Origin of the sequence: Nocardioides sp. cx-169 (assembly GCF_021083605.1) — a bacterium.
GTDB lineage: Bacteria > Actinomycetota > Actinomycetes > Propionibacteriales > Nocardioidaceae > Nocardioides.
In genome coordinates this window covers 328864-348316 of the sequence record NZ_JAJNRO010000002.1, presented here as the reverse complement: position 1 = coordinate 348316, position 19453 = coordinate 328864, and the positions used below count along the sequence as shown (strand labels likewise).

The 19453-nt window shown below is 72.0% G+C and carries 26 protein-coding genes and 1 pseudogene; 18 read left to right on the top strand and 9 right to left on the bottom strand.

All coding sequences use genetic code 11. The annotated features are described in order from the left end of the window. Positions 1–13 precede the first annotated feature (13 nt). The 3 genes from LRP67_RS02880 to LRP67_RS02870 are packed head-to-tail and all read left to right on the top strand — an operon-like array spanning position 14 to position 842. Positions 14–160: a hypothetical protein gene (locus tag LRP67_RS02880; RefSeq protein ID WP_231268685.1), complete on the top strand. Its 147-nt coding sequence runs from the start codon at positions 14–16 to the stop codon at positions 158–160. Beyond that, the gene (locus tag LRP67_RS02875; RefSeq protein ID WP_231268684.1) at positions 139–576 is read left to right on the top strand and encodes an amidohydrolase family protein; all 438 of its coding nucleotides are present in this window, start codon (positions 139–141) and stop codon (positions 574–576) included. Before LRP67_RS02880 ends, LRP67_RS02875 begins: the two co-directional genes overlap by 22 nt. Continuing rightward, entirely contained in the window at positions 558–842 is a 285-nt protein-coding gene (locus tag LRP67_RS02870) for an amidohydrolase family protein (protein ID WP_231268683.1), read from the top strand. Before LRP67_RS02875 ends, LRP67_RS02870 begins: the two co-directional genes overlap by 19 nt. A 14-nt stretch (positions 843–856) precedes the next feature. Here LRP67_RS02870 and LRP67_RS02865 read toward each other — a convergent pair whose 3' ends face one another. After that, positions 857–1324, bottom strand: coding sequence for a pyridoxamine 5'-phosphate oxidase family protein (locus LRP67_RS02865; protein WP_231268682.1), 468 nt, complete (start codon positions 1322–1324; stop codon positions 857–859). A 100-nt stretch (positions 1325–1424) separates the two neighbouring features. Here LRP67_RS02865 and LRP67_RS02860 point away from each other — a divergent pair, with 100 nt between their 5' ends. The 3 genes from LRP67_RS02860 to LRP67_RS02850 are packed head-to-tail and all read left to right on the top strand — an operon-like array spanning position 1425 to position 4037. Then, positions 1425–2258, top strand: a complete 834-nt coding sequence (locus tag LRP67_RS02860) for an enoyl-CoA hydratase/isomerase family protein (RefSeq protein ID WP_231268681.1) — start codon at positions 1425–1427, stop codon at positions 2256–2258. Further along, positions 2251–3279 carry a DUF2889 domain-containing protein gene (locus LRP67_RS21760; protein WP_231268680.1) on the top strand — a complete coding sequence of 343 codons (1029 nt, stop codon included), beginning with the start codon at positions 2251–2253 and terminating at the stop codon, positions 3277–3279. Before LRP67_RS02860 ends, LRP67_RS21760 begins: the two co-directional genes overlap by 8 nt. Continuing rightward, positions 3276–4037 carry an SDR family NAD(P)-dependent oxidoreductase gene (locus LRP67_RS02850; protein WP_231268679.1) on the top strand — a complete coding sequence of 254 codons (762 nt, stop codon included), beginning with the start codon at positions 3276–3278 and terminating at the stop codon, positions 4035–4037. The genes LRP67_RS21760 and LRP67_RS02850 overlap by 4 nt, the downstream gene beginning before the upstream one ends. Before the next feature lie 25 nt (positions 4038–4062). Here LRP67_RS02850 and LRP67_RS02845 read toward each other — a convergent pair whose 3' ends face one another. Both LRP67_RS02845 and LRP67_RS02840 read right to left on the bottom strand, forming a co-directional pair. Beyond that, positions 4063–4461 carry a Zn-ribbon domain-containing OB-fold protein gene (locus LRP67_RS02845; protein WP_231268678.1) on the bottom strand — a complete coding sequence of 133 codons (399 nt, stop codon included), beginning with the start codon at positions 4459–4461 and terminating at the stop codon, positions 4063–4065. 8 nt (positions 4462–4469) lie between these two features. Continuing rightward, the gene (locus LRP67_RS02840) at positions 4470–5618 is read right to left on the bottom strand and encodes a lipid-transfer protein (protein ID WP_231268677.1); all 1149 of its coding nucleotides are present in this window, start codon (positions 5616–5618) and stop codon (positions 4470–4472) included. 129 nt (positions 5619–5747) lie between these two features. Here LRP67_RS02840 and LRP67_RS02835 point away from each other — a divergent pair, with 129 nt between their 5' ends. Further along, positions 5748–6755, top strand: coding sequence for an NADPH:quinone oxidoreductase family protein (locus LRP67_RS02835; protein WP_231268676.1), 1008 nt, complete (start codon positions 5748–5750; stop codon positions 6753–6755). Then, a complete protein-coding gene (locus tag LRP67_RS02830) occupies positions 6752–7516 on the top strand; it encodes a crotonase/enoyl-CoA hydratase family protein (RefSeq protein WP_231268675.1) in 765 nt (254 codons plus the stop codon). Before LRP67_RS02835 ends, LRP67_RS02830 begins: the two co-directional genes overlap by 4 nt. A gap of 4 nt (positions 7517–7520) precedes the next feature. Here the strand turns inward: LRP67_RS02830 and LRP67_RS02825 are convergent, their stop codons facing one another. Next, the gene (locus tag LRP67_RS02825; protein WP_231268674.1) at positions 7521–8966 is read right to left on the bottom strand and encodes an MFS transporter; all 1446 of its coding nucleotides are present in this window, start codon (positions 8964–8966) and stop codon (positions 7521–7523) included. A 198-nt stretch (positions 8967–9164) separates the two neighbouring features. On the opposite strand from LRP67_RS02825, the gene LRP67_RS02820 reads away from it, so the two are divergent. Continuing rightward, positions 9165–9320, top strand: coding sequence for an SDR family oxidoreductase (locus LRP67_RS02820; protein WP_269210974.1), 156 nt, complete (start codon positions 9165–9167; stop codon positions 9318–9320). A 315-nt stretch (positions 9321–9635) separates the two neighbouring features. Beyond that, positions 9636–9833 (top strand): annotated as a pseudogene (locus tag LRP67_RS21245) (aldehyde dehydrogenase family protein); the annotation flags it as partial. 49 nt (positions 9834–9882) lie between these two features. Here the strand turns inward: LRP67_RS21245 and LRP67_RS02810 are convergent. Then, positions 9883–10632 carry an enoyl-CoA hydratase-related protein gene (locus LRP67_RS02810; protein WP_231268673.1) on the bottom strand — a complete coding sequence of 250 codons (750 nt, stop codon included), beginning with the start codon at positions 10630–10632 and terminating at the stop codon, positions 9883–9885. 10 nt (positions 10633–10642) lie between these two features. Continuing rightward, positions 10643–11440 carry a FadR/GntR family transcriptional regulator gene (locus tag LRP67_RS02805; protein ID WP_231268672.1) on the bottom strand — a complete coding sequence of 266 codons (798 nt, stop codon included), beginning with the start codon at positions 11438–11440 and terminating at the stop codon, positions 10643–10645. A 128-nt stretch (positions 11441–11568) separates the two neighbouring features. On the opposite strand from LRP67_RS02805, the gene LRP67_RS02800 reads away from it, so the two are divergent. The 3 genes from LRP67_RS02800 to LRP67_RS21755 all read left to right on the top strand — a co-directional run bounded on the left by LRP67_RS02800 (position 11569) and on the right by LRP67_RS21755 (position 13486). After that, positions 11569–11988, top strand: a complete 420-nt coding sequence (locus LRP67_RS02800; RefSeq protein ID WP_231268992.1) for a MaoC family dehydratase N-terminal domain-containing protein — start codon at positions 11569–11571, stop codon at positions 11986–11988. Next, positions 11985–12389, top strand: a complete 405-nt coding sequence (locus LRP67_RS02795) for a MaoC/PaaZ C-terminal domain-containing protein (RefSeq protein WP_231268671.1) — start codon at positions 11985–11987, stop codon at positions 12387–12389. The genes LRP67_RS02800 and LRP67_RS02795 overlap by 4 nt, the downstream gene beginning before the upstream one ends. A 74-nt stretch (positions 12390–12463) precedes the next feature. Next, positions 12464–13486: a DUF2889 domain-containing protein gene (locus tag LRP67_RS21755; protein WP_231268670.1), complete on the top strand. Its 1023-nt coding sequence runs from the start codon at positions 12464–12466 to the stop codon at positions 13484–13486. Here LRP67_RS21755 and LRP67_RS02785 read toward each other — a convergent pair. Beyond that, positions 13393–14070 (bottom strand): TetR family transcriptional regulator, encoded by a 678-nt coding sequence (locus tag LRP67_RS02785; protein WP_231268669.1) that lies wholly within the window; start codon positions 14068–14070, stop codon positions 13393–13395. The genes LRP67_RS21755 and LRP67_RS02785 overlap by 94 nt on opposite strands. Before the next feature lie 101 nt (positions 14071–14171). On the opposite strand from LRP67_RS02785, the gene LRP67_RS02780 reads away from it, so the two are divergent. The 5 genes from LRP67_RS02780 to LRP67_RS02760 all read left to right on the top strand — a co-directional run bounded on the left by LRP67_RS02780 (position 14172) and on the right by LRP67_RS02760 (position 18065). Further along, complete coding sequence (locus LRP67_RS02780; RefSeq protein WP_231268668.1) at positions 14172–15302, top strand: amidohydrolase family protein; 1131 nt, start codon at positions 14172–14174, stop codon at positions 15300–15302. Positions 15303–15306: 4 nt separating this feature from the next. After that, positions 15307–16518 (top strand): thiolase, encoded by a 1212-nt coding sequence (locus LRP67_RS02775; protein ID WP_231268667.1) that lies wholly within the window; start codon positions 15307–15309, stop codon positions 16516–16518. After that, a complete protein-coding gene (locus tag LRP67_RS02770; protein WP_231268666.1) occupies positions 16515–16955 on the top strand; it encodes a Zn-ribbon domain-containing OB-fold protein in 441 nt (146 codons plus the stop codon). Before LRP67_RS02775 ends, LRP67_RS02770 begins: the two co-directional genes overlap by 4 nt. A 2-nt stretch (positions 16956–16957) precedes the next feature. Further along, positions 16958–17173: a hypothetical protein gene (locus tag LRP67_RS02765; protein WP_231268665.1), complete on the top strand. Its 216-nt coding sequence runs from the start codon at positions 16958–16960 to the stop codon at positions 17171–17173. Positions 17174–17270: 97 nt separating this feature from the next. Continuing rightward, the gene (locus LRP67_RS02760; protein ID WP_231268664.1) at positions 17271–18065 is read left to right on the top strand and encodes a sugar phosphate isomerase/epimerase; all 795 of its coding nucleotides are present in this window, start codon (positions 17271–17273) and stop codon (positions 18063–18065) included. Positions 18066–18072: 7 nt separating this feature from the next. On the opposite strand, the gene LRP67_RS02755 is transcribed toward LRP67_RS02760, so the two are convergent. Next, entirely contained in the window at positions 18073–18543 is a 471-nt protein-coding gene (locus LRP67_RS02755) for a nuclear transport factor 2 family protein (RefSeq protein WP_231268663.1), read from the bottom strand. Beyond that, positions 18540–19439, bottom strand: coding sequence for an SDR family NAD(P)-dependent oxidoreductase (locus tag LRP67_RS02750; RefSeq protein ID WP_231268662.1), 900 nt, complete (start codon positions 19437–19439; stop codon positions 18540–18542). The genes LRP67_RS02755 and LRP67_RS02750 overlap by 4 nt, the downstream gene beginning before the upstream one ends. Between the last annotated feature and the right edge of the window lie 14 nt (positions 19440–19453).

Below are 19453 nucleotides of genomic sequence, written 5' to 3'. Positions count from 1 at the left end.
AGGGACCGACGTCGTGCTGATCGACCTGCGCACGCACATTCAGCGCTCGACCGCGGGGGCCCACGACTTCCTGGCCACGCTCGCCCACACGCGTGCGGAGATGGACCGCGCCGGCGTGAGCCGCGTGATGATCGTGCCGTGGCTGCCCGCCCAGACCTGATCGCCCGGGCGGGGGGCCCCCACGAGGACCGTGGCGCGCTGACCGAGCGGGTGCTCGCCGAGTGGCACGAGTACAACGGCTGGGCGGTCGAGGCCGCGCGGTCGGAGCCCGACCGGGTGTCCTGCCTGGTGGGCGTGGACCCCGTGCTGATGGACGCCGCGGAGGTGCGCCGCGACGTGACGCTGCGCCTAGGCCAGGGTGCGGTGGGCCTGAAGGTCTCGCCGATGTTCTTGGGGGTCAGGTTGGACGACCCCGCTCTCGACGTGGTCTGGCAGCTCGCCGTCGAGCACGGCGTGTTCGTGCTCGTCGAGGCCGAGACCGCCTCCTTCCGGGGGCGGCCGGTCTGGGGGCACCCCTCCGCCCTGTGGTCGGTGCTGGAGAGGCGCCCGGCCTCAGCGTGCAGATCGCGCACCTGAGCCGCGGTGGCGAGGAGGAGGTCGCGGCCCTGGCCACGAGGTATCCCGAGGTCCATGCTGACCTTGCGCAGCGGCTCACCGGTCCCTCCGACCCGACGGCGAGCCGGCTGGTGGAGACGATCCGGTCCATCGGGGTCGACCGGGTCGTCTACGGAGCCAACTACCCGCTCACCGACATGGCGGCCTCGGCCGTGGCCTTCGAGGCGCTCGCGCTGTCGGGCGAGGAGCGAGCGCTGGTCTCCCACGGCAACGCGGAGGCCTCCTAGGCCTGCGGGGCGGCTCAGGTCGCTGACCGCAGCTTCCGGAAGTCCCAGCTGACGATCTGGTCGGGGCTCAGGCGCAGCCAGGCGTGCCGCCCGTCGGGCGTGAACGACTCGGTGCCGAGGTACTTGCGGGCGAAGAGGCGCTCCGGCTCGGCCAGGCCCGGGTTCGGCTCCGCACCGCGGGGGACGTCGCCCACGACGGCGACCGCGCCGGACAGCTCCACCCCCCGGAGCTCCGCGAAGTCCTCGCCCGCGTCCACGACCACGGCCACCCGGGGGTCTCGCGCGAGGTCGGTCCAGCGCTTGCTGCGCACCAGCGAGTTCAGCCACAGGGCCTGGCCGTCCCAGACGAACCACAGCGGCGCGACGTGCGGTGCCCCGTCGGCGCCGGCGGTGGCGACCCGGCAGGTGTGCTGGCCGGCCAGGAAGTCCGTGACCTCCTGGGGGGTCATCGCGATCCGGCGGCCTCGGCGCTGGTCCCTCATGCGGCGTCTCCTCGCGCTCGTGGACACGTGTGACAGGGCCCACATACAGACATATGATTCATAACAGTAAGCCACCGTTGCATCTGCCGAGGGAGCTGCCATGCATGAGGCCACCGACGTCGCTGCGCCTCGGCCGCCGGAGGGCGACTGGCTCGGCACGCCGCACCTGCGGCTGGAGCGACGGGGCGCCTTCGCGCACCTGGTCGTGGACCGGCCTCGGGCCCGCAACGCGCTGACCCCCGCGATGTACTTCGGCATCCGCTACGCAGTGCGGCTGGTCGACGCCGAGCCCGCCCTGGCCGGCCTGCTGATCACGGGAGTCGACGACGTGTTCATCCCGGGCGGCGACCTCGGCAAGGACGCCGGGGACGACTGGCTCTCCCTCGGCGGGGTGCCCGGGGCGATGGACGTGCTCCCGTTCGACGTGCTGCGCCAGAGCGTCAAGCCGGTGCTCTCCTCGGTCAACGGGATCTGCCAGGGCGGCGGGCTGATGATCGCCCTGTGCTCCGACGTGTCCGTGGTCAGCGACCGGGCCACCTTCCGGGTACCCGAGCTCCTGCGCGGGATCTCCGACACCTACTACGCGCAGGTGCTGACCAGGCTGATCGGGCCGGTGCGCACCCGCGACCTGATGTTCACCGGTCGCAAGCTCACGGCTGACGAGGCGTTCGCCTGGGGTCTGGTGACCCGCGTGGTGCCCCACGGGCGCCTGCTCGAGGAGTCGCTCGACGTCCTGAGCGAGGTGTGCCGGACGGCTCCCCTGGCTCGCCGCGACATCAAGCGGGTGCTCGACCAGTACGTCGGCCTGCACGACCGCGTCGCGATGTTCGACAGCCTGCAGCGACCGGAGTCGCGCGAGGGGTTCGCGGCCTTCCTCGAGAAGCGTCCGCCGAGCTGGGTGCCCGCCGAGCTGCGGGAGTCGGGTCGTGGCTGACGCGGTCGGCCTGCCGGTGCCCCGGAGCCTCGCGCCCACGGGCCCGGTGCCCTCCGCCGCCGGCCGGGCTCCGGGGTCGATCCGGCGTACCAGCACGATCGACGCCTCCTGGCCCGGCGGCATCGGGGCGGACACCGTGCTGGAGGGCCGGGCGCGCGACCTCGTGACGACGTCTGGCGCCGAGGCCGAGGTGCTGGCCGAGGCGAGCCTCGCGATCACCGTGCGCACCGACCGGACGATCGGCTCGGTGGCCTCCACTCCTGCGCGCCCCGAGCTCGCGGGGCTCGTCGGCGCCCCGACCGGGCGCGGCTACCGCGCCCGGCTGGCCGAGACGGCGCCGGCCGAGGTCGCCGCGTCGTCGCCCTTGCACCTGCTGCTGGACGACGTGCCGGGCGCCGCGCTGGTCTCCGGGGTCGCTCACCGCCGCTGGCACGATCCCGACGAGCTGCTCGTGCACGGGCATCTGCCCGGGACCCGGGTCGTGCGTGGCCTGTGCACCGGCTTTCAGGACGGCTCGAGCGGCCTGGCCCCCGACGGGACCTCAAACCCCTCCTACCGGACCTCGCGGGTCCAGCCGGTCGACGCGCTCGCCGACGAGCTCGCCTGGCACCGCCTGCCGGCCCTGCCGGGCATGACGATGCGCCGGGCCCGGCGGCTCGACGTACGGGTCGAGGGCGGCTCGATCCTGATGGATGCGTTCTTCCAGGACTCCTGCATGGTGCCCGACGGCGGTCGCAAGGCGGTGCACGAGTACACGCTGACCGCGGTCGCCGACCTCGCCGACGGCACCCTGCGCGAGCTCGCGCCGGTGGCCCGCGTGCTCCCGCACCACGAGTGCCCCCTCGCCATCGGCCACGCCGAGGGCGTCGTCGGCCTGCCGTTGGCGCAGCTGCGCCCGCGCGTGCTCAAGCAGCTGCGGTCCACCGCGGGCTGCACCCACCTCAACGACCTGATCCGCTCGCTGGCCGACGTGCCGACGCTGGTGGAGCGGCTGGGCGGTGCGAAGGAGGTCGGCCGATGACCGGCAGGGTCGCGATCGTCACCGGTGCCAGCGAGGGGATCGGACGCGCGATCGCGCTGCGCCTCGCCGCCGACGGCTGGCGGGTCGCGGGAGTGGCCCGCTCGCTCGAGCGGCTGGAGACCCTGCGTGATGAGATCCCGGGCCCGTCGCTGCCCGTCGCCTGCGACGTCGGGCGCCTCGAGGACGTCGAGGAGGCCGTGCGGCGGGTGGCCGACTGGGGTGGCGGCATCGACGCCCTGGTCAACTGCGCCAGCGCCACCCGGTTTGGCACCACCAGCACGCTGACCGACCAGGAGTGGGTGACGGGCTTCGAGGTCAAGGTGTTCGGGGCGCTCCGCCTGATGCGCGCCGCCTGGCCGGCCCTGACCGCGGCCGGGGGCGCGGTGGTGAACATCGGCGGCATCGGCGCCCGTGCGCCGCGCGACGCCGTGGCGATGACCGGGCCGCTCAGCGCCGCCCTCCTCGCACTGACCAAGGTCTTCGCCGACCGCGGGGTGGGCGAGGGCGTGCGCGTCAACGCGATCAACCCGGGCGCGATCCTGACTCCACGCCTGATCGAGATGCTGAGGCAGCGAGCCGATGCCGCCGGCGTCACGCTCGAGGAGGAGATCGCCGCGATGGAGCGTCGCGACCACATCAGCCGGCTGGGACGCCCGGAGGACATCGCCGAGCTGACGGCCTTCCTGCTCTCGCCCGGTGCCGGTCTGCTGCACGGCGCGATCATCGATGCCGACGGGGGAAGGACCAAGGCCCTGTAGCGGTCGTCGGTCACGCGGGACCCCGCTACGCGGTCGGGCGGAAGACGATCGCCCGCTCCTCGGCGCCGGGCACCTCGGCCAGCTCTGCTCGCACCCGTTCGCCGATCCTCGCCGAGGCGCCCGCGTCCCGCAGGATCCCCGGGAGCCGGGGGCCCTCGTCGAGCTCGACCAGCGCGACGACGTAGGGCACGTCCGCCGCGAACGCCGGCACGCTGGGATGGTGCACGACGATGTAGCTGTAGATCGTGCCCAGGCCGCTGACGTTCTCGAACGTCGTCGGCTCCGCGCACCGGCTGCACCGCACCATGGGGCGCGGGATCCAGGCGCGGCACGCCGTGCAGCGGCACAGGGCGATGCGCCCCTCACGGGTCGCCTCCCAGAAGCCCGCGCTGTCGGCGTCGATCAACGGAGCGGGCGGCGGCACCCGGGCGCTTATCGCAGGACCTCGTAGATCAGGGCACCGCCGGCCGGCCCGGCGCCGGCCGTGACCAGCGCGTGCCGGGCGTCGGGGACCTGGCGCTCGCCCGCGTCGCAGCGCAGCTGCAGCACTGCCTCGTAGTGATGGTTCATGCCGTGCAGGTAGCCCTCGGAGAGCAGTCCACCGTGCGGGTTGATCACGACGTCGCCCCCGTAGGTGGCCCGACCCTCCGCGAAGTAGGCTCCCGTCTCGCCCTTGGCGCACAGGCCGAAGTCCTCGACGGTGGCCATCACCGTCCCGGTGAAGCAGTCGTACATGCAGGCGAGGTCCAGGTCGGCGGGGCGCAGCCCGGTGCTCGCCCACAGCCGTGCCGAGGCGTAGCTGGAGTACATGTCGGAGAGGTCCGGGAAGTTGGTCCAGGAGCCACCGTGGGTGTGCGCCTCGCCGAACCCGGCGATGCGCACCGGCGCGTGCCGCAGGTGGCCGGCGCGCTCGGCGGTGGTGATCACGAGGGCGACGGCGCCGTCGGTCTCGAGGCAGCAGTCGTAGAGGCGGAACGGCTCCGCGATCCAGCGCGAGGAGAGGTAGTCCTCCATCGTGATCGGCTTGCGTTGGGTCGCGTGCGGGTTCGCGATGGCGTGGTTGCGGGTGTTGATCGCGATGTGCCCGAAGTCCTCGTCCGTGGTGCCGTAGACGTGGCGGTGCCGCTGGGCGAACATGGCGATCCACATGGGTGGGACGACGTAGCCGTTGAGCGCGGCGAACTGCAGCTCCCCCCGCATCGGCACCGCGGGCCGCTCGCCGCTGCCGTAGCGGTTGCCCGAGCGGCCGTTGAGGGAGCGGAACACGACCACCACGTCGCAGGTCCCGGCCTGGACCGCGGCGACGGCCTGCCCGACCACGGTGACCGCCAGGTTGCCCCCGCCGGTGATGTCGATGGCCAGTCCGAGGTCGGTCGCCCCGATGGCTCGCGCCACGTCCTGGGCCGAGGCGGAGTCGTTGGTGTGGAAGTCGATCACGCCGTCGACCTCCGCTGGCGCGATCCCGGCGTCCTGGAGCGCCGCCCGCGCCGCCTCCGCGCCCATCGCGAGCGGGGTCTGGCCGGAGTCCCGGCTGAAGGCGGTGCGGCCGATGCCGACGACCACGCCCTCGCGGTGCTTCATGATGGACAGCCCTCCACTCGCGGTATCACTTAGTAAGATGATTTCACTCTAGCAATCCCGAGGCTCCGCCATCGAAGCCGCCGACGAGAGGCCCCACTTCAGCATGGTCACCATCACCCGGAGGATCCCGTGAGAGCCGCGCGTTGCGAGGCGTACGGCGGGCCCTCGACCATCGTCATCCACGACATCCCGGCCCCAGAGGTGACCCCGGGTCACGTCCTGGTCGACGTGGCCGCCGCCGCGGTGAACTTCCCCGACCTGCTCTTCATCGCAGACCAGTACCAGGTGTCGGCCGAGCTCCCGTTCACTCCCGGGAGCGAGTTCGCGGGGCGGGTGGCGGAGGTGGGCGAGGGCGTGACCCACGTGGCCGTCGGCGACCCGGTCCACGGCTCGGTGTTCTCGGGTGCGATGGCCGAGCAGGTCCTGGCGCCGGCGACCTCGGTGGCGCGCGTGCCCGAGGGTCTGTCCATGGTGGAGGCGGCGGCGTTCCGGGTCACGTACCTGACCGCCTACCACGCGCTGATCACCGCCGGCGGCCTGCAGCCCGGCCAGTGGGTGGTGGTCCTGGGCGCGGCCGGCGGCGTCGGCACCGCCGCCGTCGACATCGCGACCCGTCTGGGCGCCCGGGTCATCGCCGCCGCCTCGTCGGCCGAGCGCCTGGAGGTGTGTCGGGAGCTGGGCGCCGAGGCCGGGATCGACTACACGAGCGAGGACCTCAAGGCGCGGATCAAGGAGCTCACCGGCGACGGTGCCGACCTGGTCCTCGACCCGGTCGGTGATCGCTGGGCCGAGCCGGCGCTGCGCGCGACCCGGTGGGGCGGCACCTTCGTGACCATCGGCTTCGCCGGCGGCGACATCCCGAAGATCCCGCTGAACCTGGTCCTGCTGAAGAACGTGACGCTGCGCGGCCTCGAGCTGCGCACCTGGACCGTCCGGCTGGCCGAGGAGACCGCCCGCGCGCAGGCAGGGCTCGCCGAGCTGGTGGCCCAGGGCATGCGGCCCGCGGTCTCCGAGGTGCACGAGCTCGACGACGTCGCGCTCGCCCTCCAGCGGGTCGCGGACCGCACGCCGACCGGCAAGGTGGTCATCAGCATCGGGTCGTCCGAGGCCACCCAGCAGCAGAGGAGCCAGTCATGACCGAGCCCGTTCTCGTCGAGCGCCGCGACGGCGTCGTCGTCATCACGATCAACCGACCCGAGGCGAGGAACGCCGTCGACGGGGAGACCGCACGCCGGATCGCGGCCGCGGTCGACGAGCTCGACGCGGACGACGCGCTCCGCGTCGGCGTCCTCACCGGCGCGGGAGGGAGCTTCTGCGCCGGCATGGACCTCAAGGCGTTCCTCCGGGGCGACAGCCCCGCGATCGAGGGGCGTGGGTTCGCCGGCATCACCCTCACCCCGCCGCGCAAGCCGCTGATCGCGGCGGTGGAGGGTGCGGCGATGGCCGGCGGCTTTGAGCTCATGCTCGCCTGCGACCTCGTCGTCGCGGGGGCCGGCAGCAGGTTCGGGGTGCCGGAGGTGAAGCGGGCGCTGGTGGCCGGCGGCGGCGCCGCGCTGCTGCTGCCCCGGCGGATCCCGTTCACCATCGCCATGGAGCTGCTGCTCACCGGGGACCCGATCCCCGCCGATCGCGCGGCCGCCCTCGGCCTGGTCAACCGCGTGGTGCCGGACGGATCGGCGCTCGACGGCGCCCTCGACCTCGCCTCGGCGATCGCGGCGAACGGTCCGCTCGCGGTGGCCGCCACCAAGCAGATCGCCCGGGCCCAGGCGGACTGGACCGTCACCGAGGGTTGGGAGCGGCAGCGGGGGCTGTACGCGCCGGTCTTCGCCTCCGAGGACGCCCGGGAGGGCGCCACGGCGTTCGCCGAGAAGCGCCAGCCGGTCTGGAAGGGGCGCTGACCTCTCAGACGGGCTCGACCGGGGCGACCCGCCGAGCGACCCGGCGGGTCGTCGGGACCAGCGCCGCGGCGAGCGTGGCGAGCACCGCGACCCCGGCCAGGAAGGCGAAGCCGGTGATGTAGGAGCTCTCCGCAGGGTAGCCGGACGGTGACGGGTTGGCGGTGATGATCATGGTGGCCAGGGCCACCCCGATCGAGCCGCCGATCGTGCGGATGTTGGCGTTCATCCCGGTCGCGACCCCGGTGTGCTCTCGTGGCACGGCGGCGATGATCGCGTTCGCCAGGCACGCGAACGTCAGGCCGGTCCCGAGCCCGGCCACCCCGTTGGCCAGGTACATCTGCCACTTCTCGTCGTGCAGGAACACCACCAGCAGCATCCCGGCGCAGGTCAAGATGGCACCGCCCATCATCGTCAGCCGGATGCCGATCCGCCTCATGACACGGGCTGCGACCATCCCGCACAGGAAGGTGGCCACCAGGGAGGGAAGCATCATGTGCCCGGCCTCGGTCGCGGAGACGCCGAACCCGTAGCCGTTGGCGCTCGGCGTCTGATTCATCTGGGGCATGAAGGTGAGGGCGCCGAACGACGCCATCCCGGTCATCAGGGCGACCAGGTTCGCGCTCCACACCCCCCGCAGGCCCATCAGCCGCAGGTCGATCAGGGGGACCTCGATCCGCCACTCCACCGTGGTCCAGAGCGCGAACAGCACCCCCGCGCAGGTCAGGAGGCCGAGGGTCTCGGCCGACCCCCAGCCCCACTGAGGGCCTCGGCTGATCGCGAGCAGGAGGCTGACCAACCAGCCGGCCAAGAGCAAGGCGGGGCCCAGCGGCACGCGCGCTCCGGTGCGGCCCTCGGACTCCTGCACGAGCAGCCAGATCAGCAGCGCCGCCGCCCCGGCGACCAGCGCTGGGAACAGGAAGAGCCAGCGGATGCCGAGTCCGCTCGCGATCGGCCCGGCCGCGACGGTGCCGGCGGCGAAGCCGAAGGCGAGCAGGGACGAGCTCATGGCCAGGGCGCCGGCGACGCGGTGGCTGGGCAGCTCGTCTCGCAGGATCGCGAACGTCAGGGGGATGGTGCCTCCGCCGATCCCCTGGAGAACCCGCGCGGCGATCATCAGCTCGATGGTCGGCGCCGCGGCCGCGGCCAGCGAGCCGACGAGCAGCAAGAGCAGGCTGGCCACCAGCATTCGGCGCTTGCCGAAGGCGTCGCCGAGCCGGCCCATGACGGGGGTGGCTACCGAGGACGACAGCAGGAACGCGGTCAGGAGCCAGGTCGAGCGCTGCAGGTCGGTGTCGAGCTCCTCGGTGATCACCGACAGCGTCGGGATCGACACCGACTGAAGGAACGAGTAGGAGCACAGCCCCACCGACAGGACGGCGAAGAGCGCGCCGGGCCGGGTGTGGGTCCGGCTCGGCGGCCGCTGGCCGGTCGTCTGCTCGGTCGCCGTCATCGCGACCCGGCGAACCACTGTGACGCCGCGCCGCTCGCGTCTTCCGAGCCGGTCGCCGCCGCAACCCTGTCGGCCCACTCCATGGCACACCTCCGCAGTCCTGGCGGGTCGCCGCCGGACGGAACATATCAGTGGTATCAGACAACTAATAATGGTCATTGTCTTCTGGAGCGCCTAGCCGAGAACACCATCAGCCAGATGCAGAACGCGCTGCCGGTGAGCATCCTCCAGCCGGAGGACATCGCCAACGCCGTGTCGTGGCTGGTCTCCGACCAGTCCGCCTACGTCACCGGCATCCAACTGCCCATTGACGCCGGGCATCGCCGTCCGCTGAACCGAGGAGGAGACCGATGACCATCACCGCGCAACGAGGCGATCGAGATCACCGCCACGCAGGCCGAGGCCTAGCGACGCTGGACGCCAGAGGATCGCCGCACGGTGCTCCTGCGCTTCACGGGCCCCCTGGACGCCCACCGCGACGAGCTCGTCCAGTTCGTGGCCTCGGCGGGGGCACCCCGCTGCACTTCGGCCACCGCATGGTCGACAACTCGATCAACTGGACCCGCTAGTACGCCGGCTGGTGCGACAAGCTGAGCGGCGAGGTGCTCTCGACCCTCGACAAGCGGGGCTACCTCTCCTACACCGCGCCCGAGCCCTACGGCGTCATCGGTGCCCTCGTGGCTCGGCGCAGTCGTGGAGGATCCGCCGGATGGGCGACCCGTTCGATCCCGACGTCACTTCGGCCCGGTGCTGCTGGTGTTCAAGTTCGCCACCGAGGACGAGGCCGTCGAGCTCGCGAACAGCACCCAGTACGGTCTGGGCGCCAACATCCAGTCGACTGATCTGACCCGGGCCACCGCCTGGCGGAGCGCCTGCGGACCGGGCGCGTGTACGGCCGCGCGCCCGGTGGGCCGGTCTAGCGGCCGGTCCACTGCGGCTCGCGCCGTTCGAGAAAGGCCGCGATGCCCTCGGCCAGGTCCTCGCTCGAAATCACCCTCTCCACGGCCGCGGCGCTCAGCCGCCAGCCCAGGGCGTCGGCGGCCTCGAGCTGGCCCTCGATCGCCTCCAGGGTCGCCGCGACGGCGACCGGCGACGAGGCGCAGATCTCGCCAGCCAGCGTCACGGCCTCGTCGAGCGCGCCGCCACGGGCGGTGACCCGGTTGACCAGGCCCAGCTCGTGGGCGCGGACGGCGTCGAGTACCGTGCCGGCGATCAGCAGCTCCTTGGCCACTTGCAGCGGCAGGCAGCGGATCGCGCGGAACAGTGCGCCCGAGGACGCGACGACCCCGCGACGGCTCTCCGGCAGCGCGAACCGCGCGGTGCGTGAGGCGACGACGAGGTCGCAGGCGAGCGCGATCTCGAAGCCGCCGCCGTAGGCCGGCCCCTCGACCGCGGCGATGAGCGGCTTGGTGCGGCGGCGCCGGATCACGCCGTACTCGCCGCCGCGCTCGGTGCCCGGGCCGGCTCCGTCCCGCAGGTCGGTGCCGGCGGAGAACACCGACTTGGTGCCGGTCAGGACGCCGACCCGGAGGCTGTCGTCGTCCTCGAGGAGGTTCAGGGCGGCGTCGATGCCGGCGGCCGTCTCCCGGTCGATGGCGTTGCGCTTGGCCTCCCGCTCGATCCGCACGACGAGGATCGACTCGTGGCGCTCCTGGTGCACTGCCATGGGAATCTCCTCAGTTGAACAGGTCGACGACGGGCTGGTTCCGCTGCCCGTCGTTGAGCAGGTATCGGCCGGCGGCGAGCATGTGCGCGCGCCAGTGCTCCTCCGCCCGCTCGGCCTGACCGGCCTCCACGAGCTCGATGAGCCGGGCGTAGGACAGCAGCGCCCGCTCGAAGACCTCGGGGCGGTCGTCGGAGGAGTAGCGCTGCACCCGGCTGCGGACGTGGCTGGCCACGATCTCCTGGAGCACGGCGCCCTGCAGGGACAGGGTCCGGTTCCCCGAGCGCTGGACGATCAGCTCGTGGAAGCGGTAGGTCTGGTCGGCCCAGACGTCCGGGTCGGGGTAGAACGTCTCGCGGGAGCGGACCTCGGCCGACAGGGTGCTCAGCACGTCGGCGAGGTCCTGGAGGTCCTGCTCGGTGCGGCGCTCGGCCAGGAGCCGGGCGCACACCGGCTCGGAGATCATCCGCGCCTGGTAGACGTCGTCGATCGTGGTGCCCTGGATCTGCAGCAGCAGGCCCACGGCGCGGGTGGCGACCGCGATGTCGGGGGTCCGCACCTGTGCGCCCCCGCGGCTGCCGCGGCGGACCCCGATCAGCGACTCGGTCTCGAGGATCCGGAAGGCCTCTCGGAGCGTGGGCCGCGAGACGCCGAACTGCAGCAGCAGCTCGCCCTCGGGCGGCAGGATGTCGCCGGGGCGGAGCTCGCCGCGCACGATCTTCCCGCGCAGGCTTGTCGCGATGAGCTCGGCGGTCTTGGGAGCGCGGATCACCACGCCGACCGGAGCCGGCGTGCTGCTGAAGGTCGTCATCGTGCTCCGATCTGCATCCCCGGGACGGGCACCTCATCATAGTGATCAGTCAACTGTTACTTCGGTTGTCAGATCCTACTTAATAGATTATTAATTGAGGTAGCTCCAGGAGGTAGCGCGTGACGATCATGCCGATCGAGCGAGGCAAGGTGCGCGAGTACGCACGAGCGACCGGGGCCGCACGGCCCGCCTATCTGGAGGACCCCGAGGCGCCGATCCCCCCGACGTTCCTGGCCACCGTGACCTTCTGGACCACGGTGGGCCGCACGCTGGGTGGTCCCGAAGTGCGCCAGGCCTGCGCGGAGATCGGGATCGAGCCGGACGTTCGCAGCCTTCTCTCGCTCGAGCAGGAGTACGTCATCCACGGCCGGGTGCCCCGGGCGGGGGAGGAGCTGCGGGTCGAAGAGCGGCTCCACGGGATCGAGACCAAGCACGGGCGCCGAGGGCCCATGGTCCTGGTCAGGTTCGTCCTGGAGTTCTCCGACGACCATGGCCTCCGCGCGGAGTGCCACTACACCTCCGCGTTCGTGCGCAAAGACGCCGCATGAGCACCCTGGCACCGGGCGCGGTGCTACCGGAGCGCGCCTTCGGGCCGGTCACGATGACCGACATCGTCCGCTATCAGGGGGCGAGCGGGGACCTGAACCCGATGCACCACGACGACGAACTGGCCCGCTCGGCGGGCTACCCCGAGGCCTTCGGCGTCGGCATGCTGGGTGCCGGCTGGCTGGCGGCCTACTGCACCGAGCAGTTCGGTGAGGAGACCGTGCGACGCTTCCGGACCCGGTTCCTCCGCATCGTCTACCGCGGTGACGTCCTCCACGCCGGTGGTGAGGTGGTCCGCGAGTTTGAGGAGGCGGGCGAGCGGCGGGTGGAGCTCCGCCTGCGGATAACCCGAGGCGACGGCGAGGTCGTCATCGAGGGCTCTGCCGAGTTCGCGGTGGCATGACCGGCCTCGAAGTACCACCGGGGCTGGAGCCCTGTGGATCGGGGCCGTCCGCGCCGCCTCGTCGTCCGGGGTCCGTGCGACGGACCAGCACGATCGACGCCGCCTGGCCCGACGGGATGGCCGGGGAGACGATCCTGGCGGGACGCGCGCGCGACCTGGTGACCGCGCGCGACGGATCGGTCCACGTCGTGGCGGCGGCGTCGCTGCGCGTGGTGCTGGACCATCCGTCCCGCGACATCGTCGAGATCGTGAGCTCGCCGAGACTGCCCGCGCTGGCCGACCTCGTGGGCCAGCCTGCGATGGGTGGCCACCGGGCCCGGGTGGTGGAGACGCTGCCGGCCGAGGTGGCCGCGGCCTCGTTGCTCTACCGGCTGCTGGACGACCTGCCGGGGGCGACGCTCGTCTCAGGGGCCGCCTTCCGGCCCTGGTACGGGATCGATCGCTACCTCGAGGGCAAGCAGGAGGTCCGGCGACGGGTGATGACCGACATCTGCACGGGCTACCAGTCGGGGTCCAGCGCCCTCAACCCCGACGGCACGCTGCGCTGGGAGCAGAACCGCGCCCCGGCGGACGAGATCGGAGACGGCGACGACCTTCTCGCCTGGCACCGGCTCACCGAGCCCACGGGGATCTCGATGCGCCGGGCGCGACGGCTCGACGTGGTGCGAGACGAGTCAGGGCTGCGTCTGGACGGCTTCTACCAGGACTCAGGGACGCTGCCGGACGGCGGTCGTACGGCGATCCACGAGTACGTGCTCACGGCGGAGTCCGACGCGGACGAGGTCGTGACATCCGTGTCGCCGGTGCCACGGGTGCTGCCGTACCACGAGTGTCCGCTCGCCACGCTCAACACGACCCGTCTGGTCGGGGGCACCTTGCAGGACCTGCGGACCACGGTGCTGCGCGACCTCGCCGGGCCGGCCGGCTGCACCCACCTCAACGACATGCTCCGCTCGCTGTCGGACGCGCCGGCGCTGGCCCGGACGCTCGCAGCGCTCAGCGCTCAGCGCTCGGTGAGCGGCGCCTCGTCGCGCAGCAGCTCCATCGTCTCGGCCGAGCACGGCGCGGTCAGCAGGGCCGCCCAGCCGTCGACGTAACCGCTGAGCCGCACCGGGCTGATCGCCCGTCCCCGCAGGGCGTGCTCGCTGAGCAGGTTGAGCACGCTGTTGTGGAGCTGGACCTCGCGCGCGCGCCGCAGGCGGTCCGGCACCTGGTCGATGGCTCGCGACACCAGGGTCGTGAGCACCTCCATGGAGCTGTCTGGCAGTTCGCGCGGCCAGAATCCCTCGCGCGCCGCGGCGTTGGTGCTGAGCCGGGCGAGGAACGGCACGAACATCTCGCCGGCCTCGATGCTCTCGAGCAGCGGGCGCACGACCACGAGGACGATCGTGCGCGGGTCGCGGTCCAGGCCCCGGTCCTCGGCCTCCTGGAACAGCGACAGGCGGCGGGCGTCGATGCGCCGGTAGCGGTGGTCGACCAACGCCCGGACCAGCCCTTCCTTCGAGCCGAAGTGGTAGGCGATCGCCGACGAGTTCGACTGCTCGGCCAGGAGCCGGATCTCGCGCAGGGTGACGCCGTCGAGGCCATGGATGGCGAAGAGCTGCTCGGCGGCCTTGAGCAGACGCTCTCGCGTGGCCTGTCCGGCGGCGTGGCGGCGCCGGGTTGCGGGCGGCGGGATCATGGACCACATAGTAAGAGCAGACTCTTAAAAAGTATCGACAGTTGAATCAGTTACTGGAATAGTCGGTTTCCTCGACCGACCCCGCTCCCATCGGAGGACTCGTGATTCCCAAGATCTGGACCAACTCAGGCGACTCGCATTTCCTGGAGCCTGACGACCTGTGGCAGACGCGGCTGCCCAAGGCCCTCGCCGACCTGACCCCGCGGTCGGAGAAGGACGCCGACGGCGAGTACGAGACCGTCCACGTGGACGGGCAGTCGTTCCGTCGCAAGCTGCCCACCTCCGCGGCGATGGAGTTCCTCGAGGAGACCCGCAAGGCGCAGGGCATCCGCGATGCGCGGGTCCGGCTCCGCGACCTCGACGACGAGGGGGTCTGGGGCGAGGTGATCTTCCCGTCCCTGGGCATGTGGGCCTCGACCTTCCGGACCCCCGAGCTCCTGAAGGCGTGCATGCGGGCCAGCAACGAGTGGGCGCTGGAGGAGATCTGCTCGGTCTCGGAGCGGTACGTCGTCACCGCCCAGATCTCGACCCTCCAGGTCGCCGACGCGATCGAGGAGCTCACGTGGGCGGCCGGACAGGGCTTCAAGGCGGTCTTCCTGCCCACCACGCCGCACCCGAGCGCACCCGACTGGCACCGTGACGACTGGGAGCCGTTCTGGCAGGCCGCGGAGGACGCCGGCATGGTGCTGGCCTTCCACATCGGGACCGATCCCGTCGACATGACCGCCGGCGGAGCCGGCGTCGTCTACCGTGGACCCGGCGGCGCGATCATGAACTACGCCGAGACCACGTTCTCGGGTCAGCGGGCCGCGATGAAGCTCGTGGCCTCCGGTGCGCTGGACCGGCACCCGGACCTGAAGGTCCTGATCTCCGAGGGCGGCGCGACGTGGATCCCGTTCCTGGGCGACCGCATGCTCGAGGGCTACCGCCAGCACAGCCGGATGGTACGGCCCAAGCTGAAGCGGGACCCCAAGGAGACGCTGATGACACAGGTCTACGCCTCCTTCCAGCACGACGAGACCGCGGTCGCCGCCTTCGAGGCGATGGGCTACCGCAACGTGATGTTCGGGTCGGACTACCCGCACATGGAGGGCACGTTCGGCCACACGCAGGACACCCTCAAGACGCTGTTCGACGGGGTCTCGGACGAGACCCGCCTGCGGATCACCCAGGGCGCGTTCTTCGAGCTGTTCCCGCACGTCCCGCCGGTCCCCACCGGCGGGGAGGCCTGAGCAGATGGCGACCGACTCCGGGCTGCGTGACGTCGCGATCGTCGGCGTCGGCTCGACGCCGTACTACAAGCGGGGCGAGTCCGCGGGCACGAGCATCACCCAGCTCGCGAGCGAGGCGATCCTCTCCGCGTGCGAGGACGCGGGCCTGTCGGTCAAGGACATCGACGGGTTCGCCTACTACTCGGGGGCCGGCGCGGGCTACGGCGACAAGATGGAGTCGGTCGACTTCATGGAGACGCTCGGCATCCCGGAGGTCGGCTTCTCGGCGACCATCACCGGCGGCGGCGGGGGATCGGCTGGCGCCATCGGCCTGGCCCGGGCCGCCATCGTGGCCGGCGACGCCTCCGTCGTCGTCACGGTGATGGCGTTGCAGCAGCAGAAGCAGCGGCTCGGCACCGTGGTCGCGGCGAAGCCGCCGAGCGTGCAGGGATCGTTCCTGCAGCCCTCCGGCTTGGCCGGCCCGGGCCACATGATGTCGATCCTGGCGCGACGGCACATGCACGACTACGGCACCACCCGCGACGCGTTCGCCGAGGTGGCCATCTCCACCCGGCTGAACGCCCTCAACCGGCCCAAGGCCATCCAGAAGACGCTCCTCACCCGTGAGAAGTACTTCGCGGGGCGGATGATCGCCGAGCCGTTGAGCATCTACGACTTCTGCCTGGAGACCGAGGGCGCGGTCGCGGTGATCACTACCTCGATCGACCGGGCCCGTGATCTGCGGCAGCGCCCGGTCCCGGTCGTCGCCGTCGCCCACGGCGGCAGCCGCGAGTGGGGTCGGGGGTTCTCGTGGTTCGGGATGCCGGACGGGGTCTTCGCCTCCGGGGGACACGCCCCGATCGCGGACCGGGTCTACAAGCAGGCGGGAGTGACGCCGCAGGACATCGACGTCGCGCTGATCTACGACCACTTCACGCCGATGGTGATCATGCAGCTCGAGGACTACGGCTTCTGCGCGAAGGGCGAGGGTGGGGCGTTCGTGGAGAGCGGCGCCATCCGCTACACCGCGGAGCGCCGGCCGGGGACGATTCCGGTCAACACCCACGGCGGGCAGCTCTCGGAGGGCTACGTGATCGGCATGACGCAGATCGTCGAAGGGGTGGAGCAGATGCGGGGCACGGCGATCAACCAGGTCCAGGGGGCCGAGCTCGCGCTCTGCACGGGAGGGCCGGCCAGCCTGCCGGTCAGCGGCTTGATCCTGGGGCGCGACAGATGAGCGCCCGCGTCGCCACGGCGCTGCCCTCGGACCGGATCACCATCACAGCGGACTCGACGACGGAGCCGTTCTGGCTCGCCGCCAAGGAGCGCCGCCTGGTCGCCGCCCAGTGCGGGGACTGCGGCCACTTCCGGCTGCCCCCCACGGCGTACTGCCCCCAGTGCCAGTCCACCGCGGTGGACTGGCCGGAGCTCTCCGGTCGCGCGGTGGTCTACAGCTTCGCGGTCGTGCACGGGTTCCCGGGGCTCCCGGACGCGACGCTGGTGCCGGCCGTGGTCGACCTGCCCGACGCTCCCGGGGCCCGGCTGGTGACCAACGTCGTGGGCGTGCTCCCCGAGGACGTGCGGATCGGCATGGAGCTGGTCGTCGACTTCCATCCCATCAACGACGGCTGGCTGCTCCCGGTGTTCCGGGTGGCCGGTGACGAGGAGAGCTGAGCATGGACGAGGGCTACGACAGCGCACTCGAGGAGAAGCCGCTGGAGTTCCTGACCAGCATCGCCAACAGCGGCGGCACCTGCGACGGTCAGGCGGTCATCCCCGACGGGGAGCGGTACCGGTGCTGGTGCTCGTGCGGCGAGTGGTCGGTCGAGGCGGACAGCCAGGCCGAAGGCCTCCACCTGGCCCGTGTGCACACCGGAAGCCTCCCGGCGTGACCGGCCGGCCGGTCCGGCGCGAACGCGCGTCCTCGCCGAGCGGGGTCGGGGCGCCATGACGTCCGTCGCGGGCGCGCGCGTCCATCCCCGCCTTTCCGTGAGCGCCCTCAGCTCCGTGCGCTGGTCCTTCGAGGAGGACCTCGCGCTGTGGCGGGAGCTGGGGATCGGATGGGCGGGGCTCATGAGCGCCAAGCTGGGCGAGGACGTGCCAGGCAGGCTCGCCCTGCTGGCCGACGCCGGGATGCAGGCCTCCACGGTGGTGGCGCCCCGCTTCGACCTGGCCGACCCCTCCAGCTGGGATGCCTCGAGGCGGCGGCTCGACCGGATCGTCGATGCGGTCGCCGATCACGGAGGGTGGTCGGTCTACCTCACCCCGGGCCGCACCACGGGGGCGACGTGGGACGAGGTGCTGGCGACGCTCAACCGTGCGATGCGGCCCAGCGTCGAGCACGCGCGGGAGCGCGGAGTTCGGCTGGCCTTCGAGCCGTCGCAGCGCATTGACGTCTCCTTCGTCAACACCCTTCGCGACGCCGTCGTCGTCGCCGAGCACACCGGTCTGCAGATCGTGGCCGATATCTGCAACTGCTGGATGGAGCGCGACCTCGCGCAGGTGCTCGCGGACGCCGCCCCGCACATCGGCCTGGTCCAGATCGGCGACGTCGCCTTGGGCGAGGTCGCCCGTGCCGACGACCCGCCGGCCGTCCACCGCGTCCCCTTCGGTGACGGGATCGTCGAGCTGGACCGGCTGCTCGGCTACGTGCGGGAGACCGGATACCAGGGTCCGATGGAGATCGAGCTGATCGGAGCCCGCGTCGAGCAGGAGGGGTACGCCTCGGTGATCTGCCGGGGGCTAAGCGCGGCGGACGCGCTGCTGCGACGCCTGGCCCTGTAGGGGGCCCTCAGCGCAGGTACGTCGCCGGCTGGCGAGCCTCCCAGATCTGGCGGTGCCGGCGGCGCGCGATGCGCCATCCGCCGGCCGTGCGGCGGTGCCCGTCGTCGTACTCGACCGCCCGGGTCAGCAGGGCGGTGCGCTCGCCGTCCTGGACCAGCAGGTGGGCCAGACACGACGTCAGGCTGGTGGCCTGGTCGCCGATCGCCGGGTCGGTCTGCAGGCGGTCCACGCGCATCGTGTGGTGGGAGTGCAGGATCCGGTCCACTCCGGGCAGCGGCACGTCGGCGAACTGGAACATGGTGGCGCGGACCTCCTCGATGCCGTCCGCGATCTTGCGCCCGTCCAGGTAGTCCAGGTGGACGTCGTCGGTGAAGCAGCCGATCACGCCGTCGGTGTCGCGCGCGTCGAAGCACACGGCGTACCGCTCGACGAGGTCGGCGATCGCTTGCCGGTCGCCGGCCGACAGCGCGGAGCTCATCGCTCGCCGGGGGCGGCCGTGGGGCCGAACGCGTCGAGGGCCGCGGCGGCGAGCTGCTCGTCCGACGACATGCGCCAGCGCTTGAGCGCCCCGACCGAGCCGGCGCTGGTGCCGTGACGCATCGGGCCTTCCTCGTTGCAGATCGAGTCCACGATCGACCGGGCGACCTCGGCCGCCGGGGTCGCGTCCGGGAGCTCCTTGTTGCGCTCGAACAGGCGCTTTGCCATCGGCGCGTAGGGCGGGTAGTTCACCGCGTCGGCGACCCGCTTGGTCATCGAGTCGGTGGCGATGGAGCTCTGGGTGGGGCCCGGGAGCACCTCCACCACCCGGATGCCGAAGGGAGCGACCTCGAGGCGCAGCGTCTCGTTGAACCCGGCCACCGCCGCCTTGCTGGCGCGGTACGGCCCGAGGAACGGGATGGGCCGCAGGATCGCCGCGGACGTCACGTTGCAGATCACGCCCGCCCCTCGAGCCCGGAGCACCGGGATCGCCCGCGCGGTGAGGTCGACGAGACCGAAGAAGTTGACGTCGAAGATCGCGCGCCACTCCTGCGCGGCGGTCTCCTCCACCGGCAGGTACGCCCGGCGGATGCCGGCGTTGTTGACGAGGACCTGGAGGCGGTCCGGGAAGCTGAAGTCCCCGGGGTCGGTGACGTCGAGGACGCGGAAGGTCAGGCTCCCGGGCAACGACGCGCAGGCCTCCTCGAGCGGTCCGGCCATCTCCTCGCGCAGGTCGAGCGCGAGGACGTCGGCCCCCCGGGCGGCGAGCTCGACAGCGACCGCGAAGCCGATGCCGCCTCCAGCCCCGGTCACGGCGGCGACGCCGTCCAATGCCATCACGCGCCTGCCGTCGGGTCGGGTCCGGGCACTGGGGATGTCGTGGTCGTCCGGTGTCACGATCGTCTCCTTCG

Coding starts and splice junctions, on each gene's coding strand:
- LRP67_RS02865 (WP_231268682.1), bottom strand. CDS start 1,324: ATGAGGGACCAGCGCCGAGGCCGCCGGATCGCGATGACCCCCCAGGAG.
- LRP67_RS02860 (WP_231268681.1), top strand. CDS start 1,425: ATGCATGAGGCCACCGACGTCGCTGCGCCTCGGCCGCCGGAGGGCGAC.
- LRP67_RS02850 (WP_231268679.1), top strand. CDS start 3,276: ATGACCGGCAGGGTCGCGATCGTCACCGGTGCCAGCGAGGGGATCGGA.
- LRP67_RS02840 (WP_231268677.1), bottom strand. CDS start 5,618: ATGAAGCACCGCGAGGGCGTGGTCGTCGGCATCGGCCGCACCGCCTTC.
- LRP67_RS02830 (WP_231268675.1), top strand. CDS start 6,752: ATGACCGAGCCCGTTCTCGTCGAGCGCCGCGACGGCGTCGTCGTCATC.
- LRP67_RS02825 (WP_231268674.1), bottom strand. CDS start 8,966: ATGACGGCGACCGAGCAGACGACCGGCCAGCGGCCGCCGAGCCGGACC.
- LRP67_RS02820 (WP_269210974.1), top strand. CDS start 9,165: ATGCAGAACGCGCTGCCGGTGAGCATCCTCCAGCCGGAGGACATCGCC.
- LRP67_RS02810 (WP_231268673.1), bottom strand. CDS start 10,632: ATGGCAGTGCACCAGGAGCGCCACGAGTCGATCCTCGTCGTGCGGATC.
- LRP67_RS02805 (WP_231268672.1), bottom strand. CDS start 11,440: ATGACGACCTTCAGCAGCACGCCGGCTCCGGTCGGCGTGGTGATCCGC.
- LRP67_RS02800 (WP_231268992.1), top strand. CDS start 11,569: ATGCCGATCGAGCGAGGCAAGGTGCGCGAGTACGCACGAGCGACCGGG.
- LRP67_RS02795 (WP_231268671.1), top strand. CDS start 11,985: ATGAGCACCCTGGCACCGGGCGCGGTGCTACCGGAGCGCGCCTTCGGG.
- LRP67_RS02785 (WP_231268669.1), bottom strand. CDS start 14,070: ATGATCCCGCCGCCCGCAACCCGGCGCCGCCACGCCGCCGGACAGGCC.
- LRP67_RS02775 (WP_231268667.1), top strand. CDS start 15,307: ATGGCGACCGACTCCGGGCTGCGTGACGTCGCGATCGTCGGCGTCGGC.
- LRP67_RS02770 (WP_231268666.1), top strand. CDS start 16,515: ATGAGCGCCCGCGTCGCCACGGCGCTGCCCTCGGACCGGATCACCATC.
- LRP67_RS02765 (WP_231268665.1), top strand. CDS start 16,958: ATGGACGAGGGCTACGACAGCGCACTCGAGGAGAAGCCGCTGGAGTTC.
- LRP67_RS02755 (WP_231268663.1), bottom strand. CDS start 18,543: ATGAGCTCCGCGCTGTCGGCCGGCGACCGGCAAGCGATCGCCGACCTC.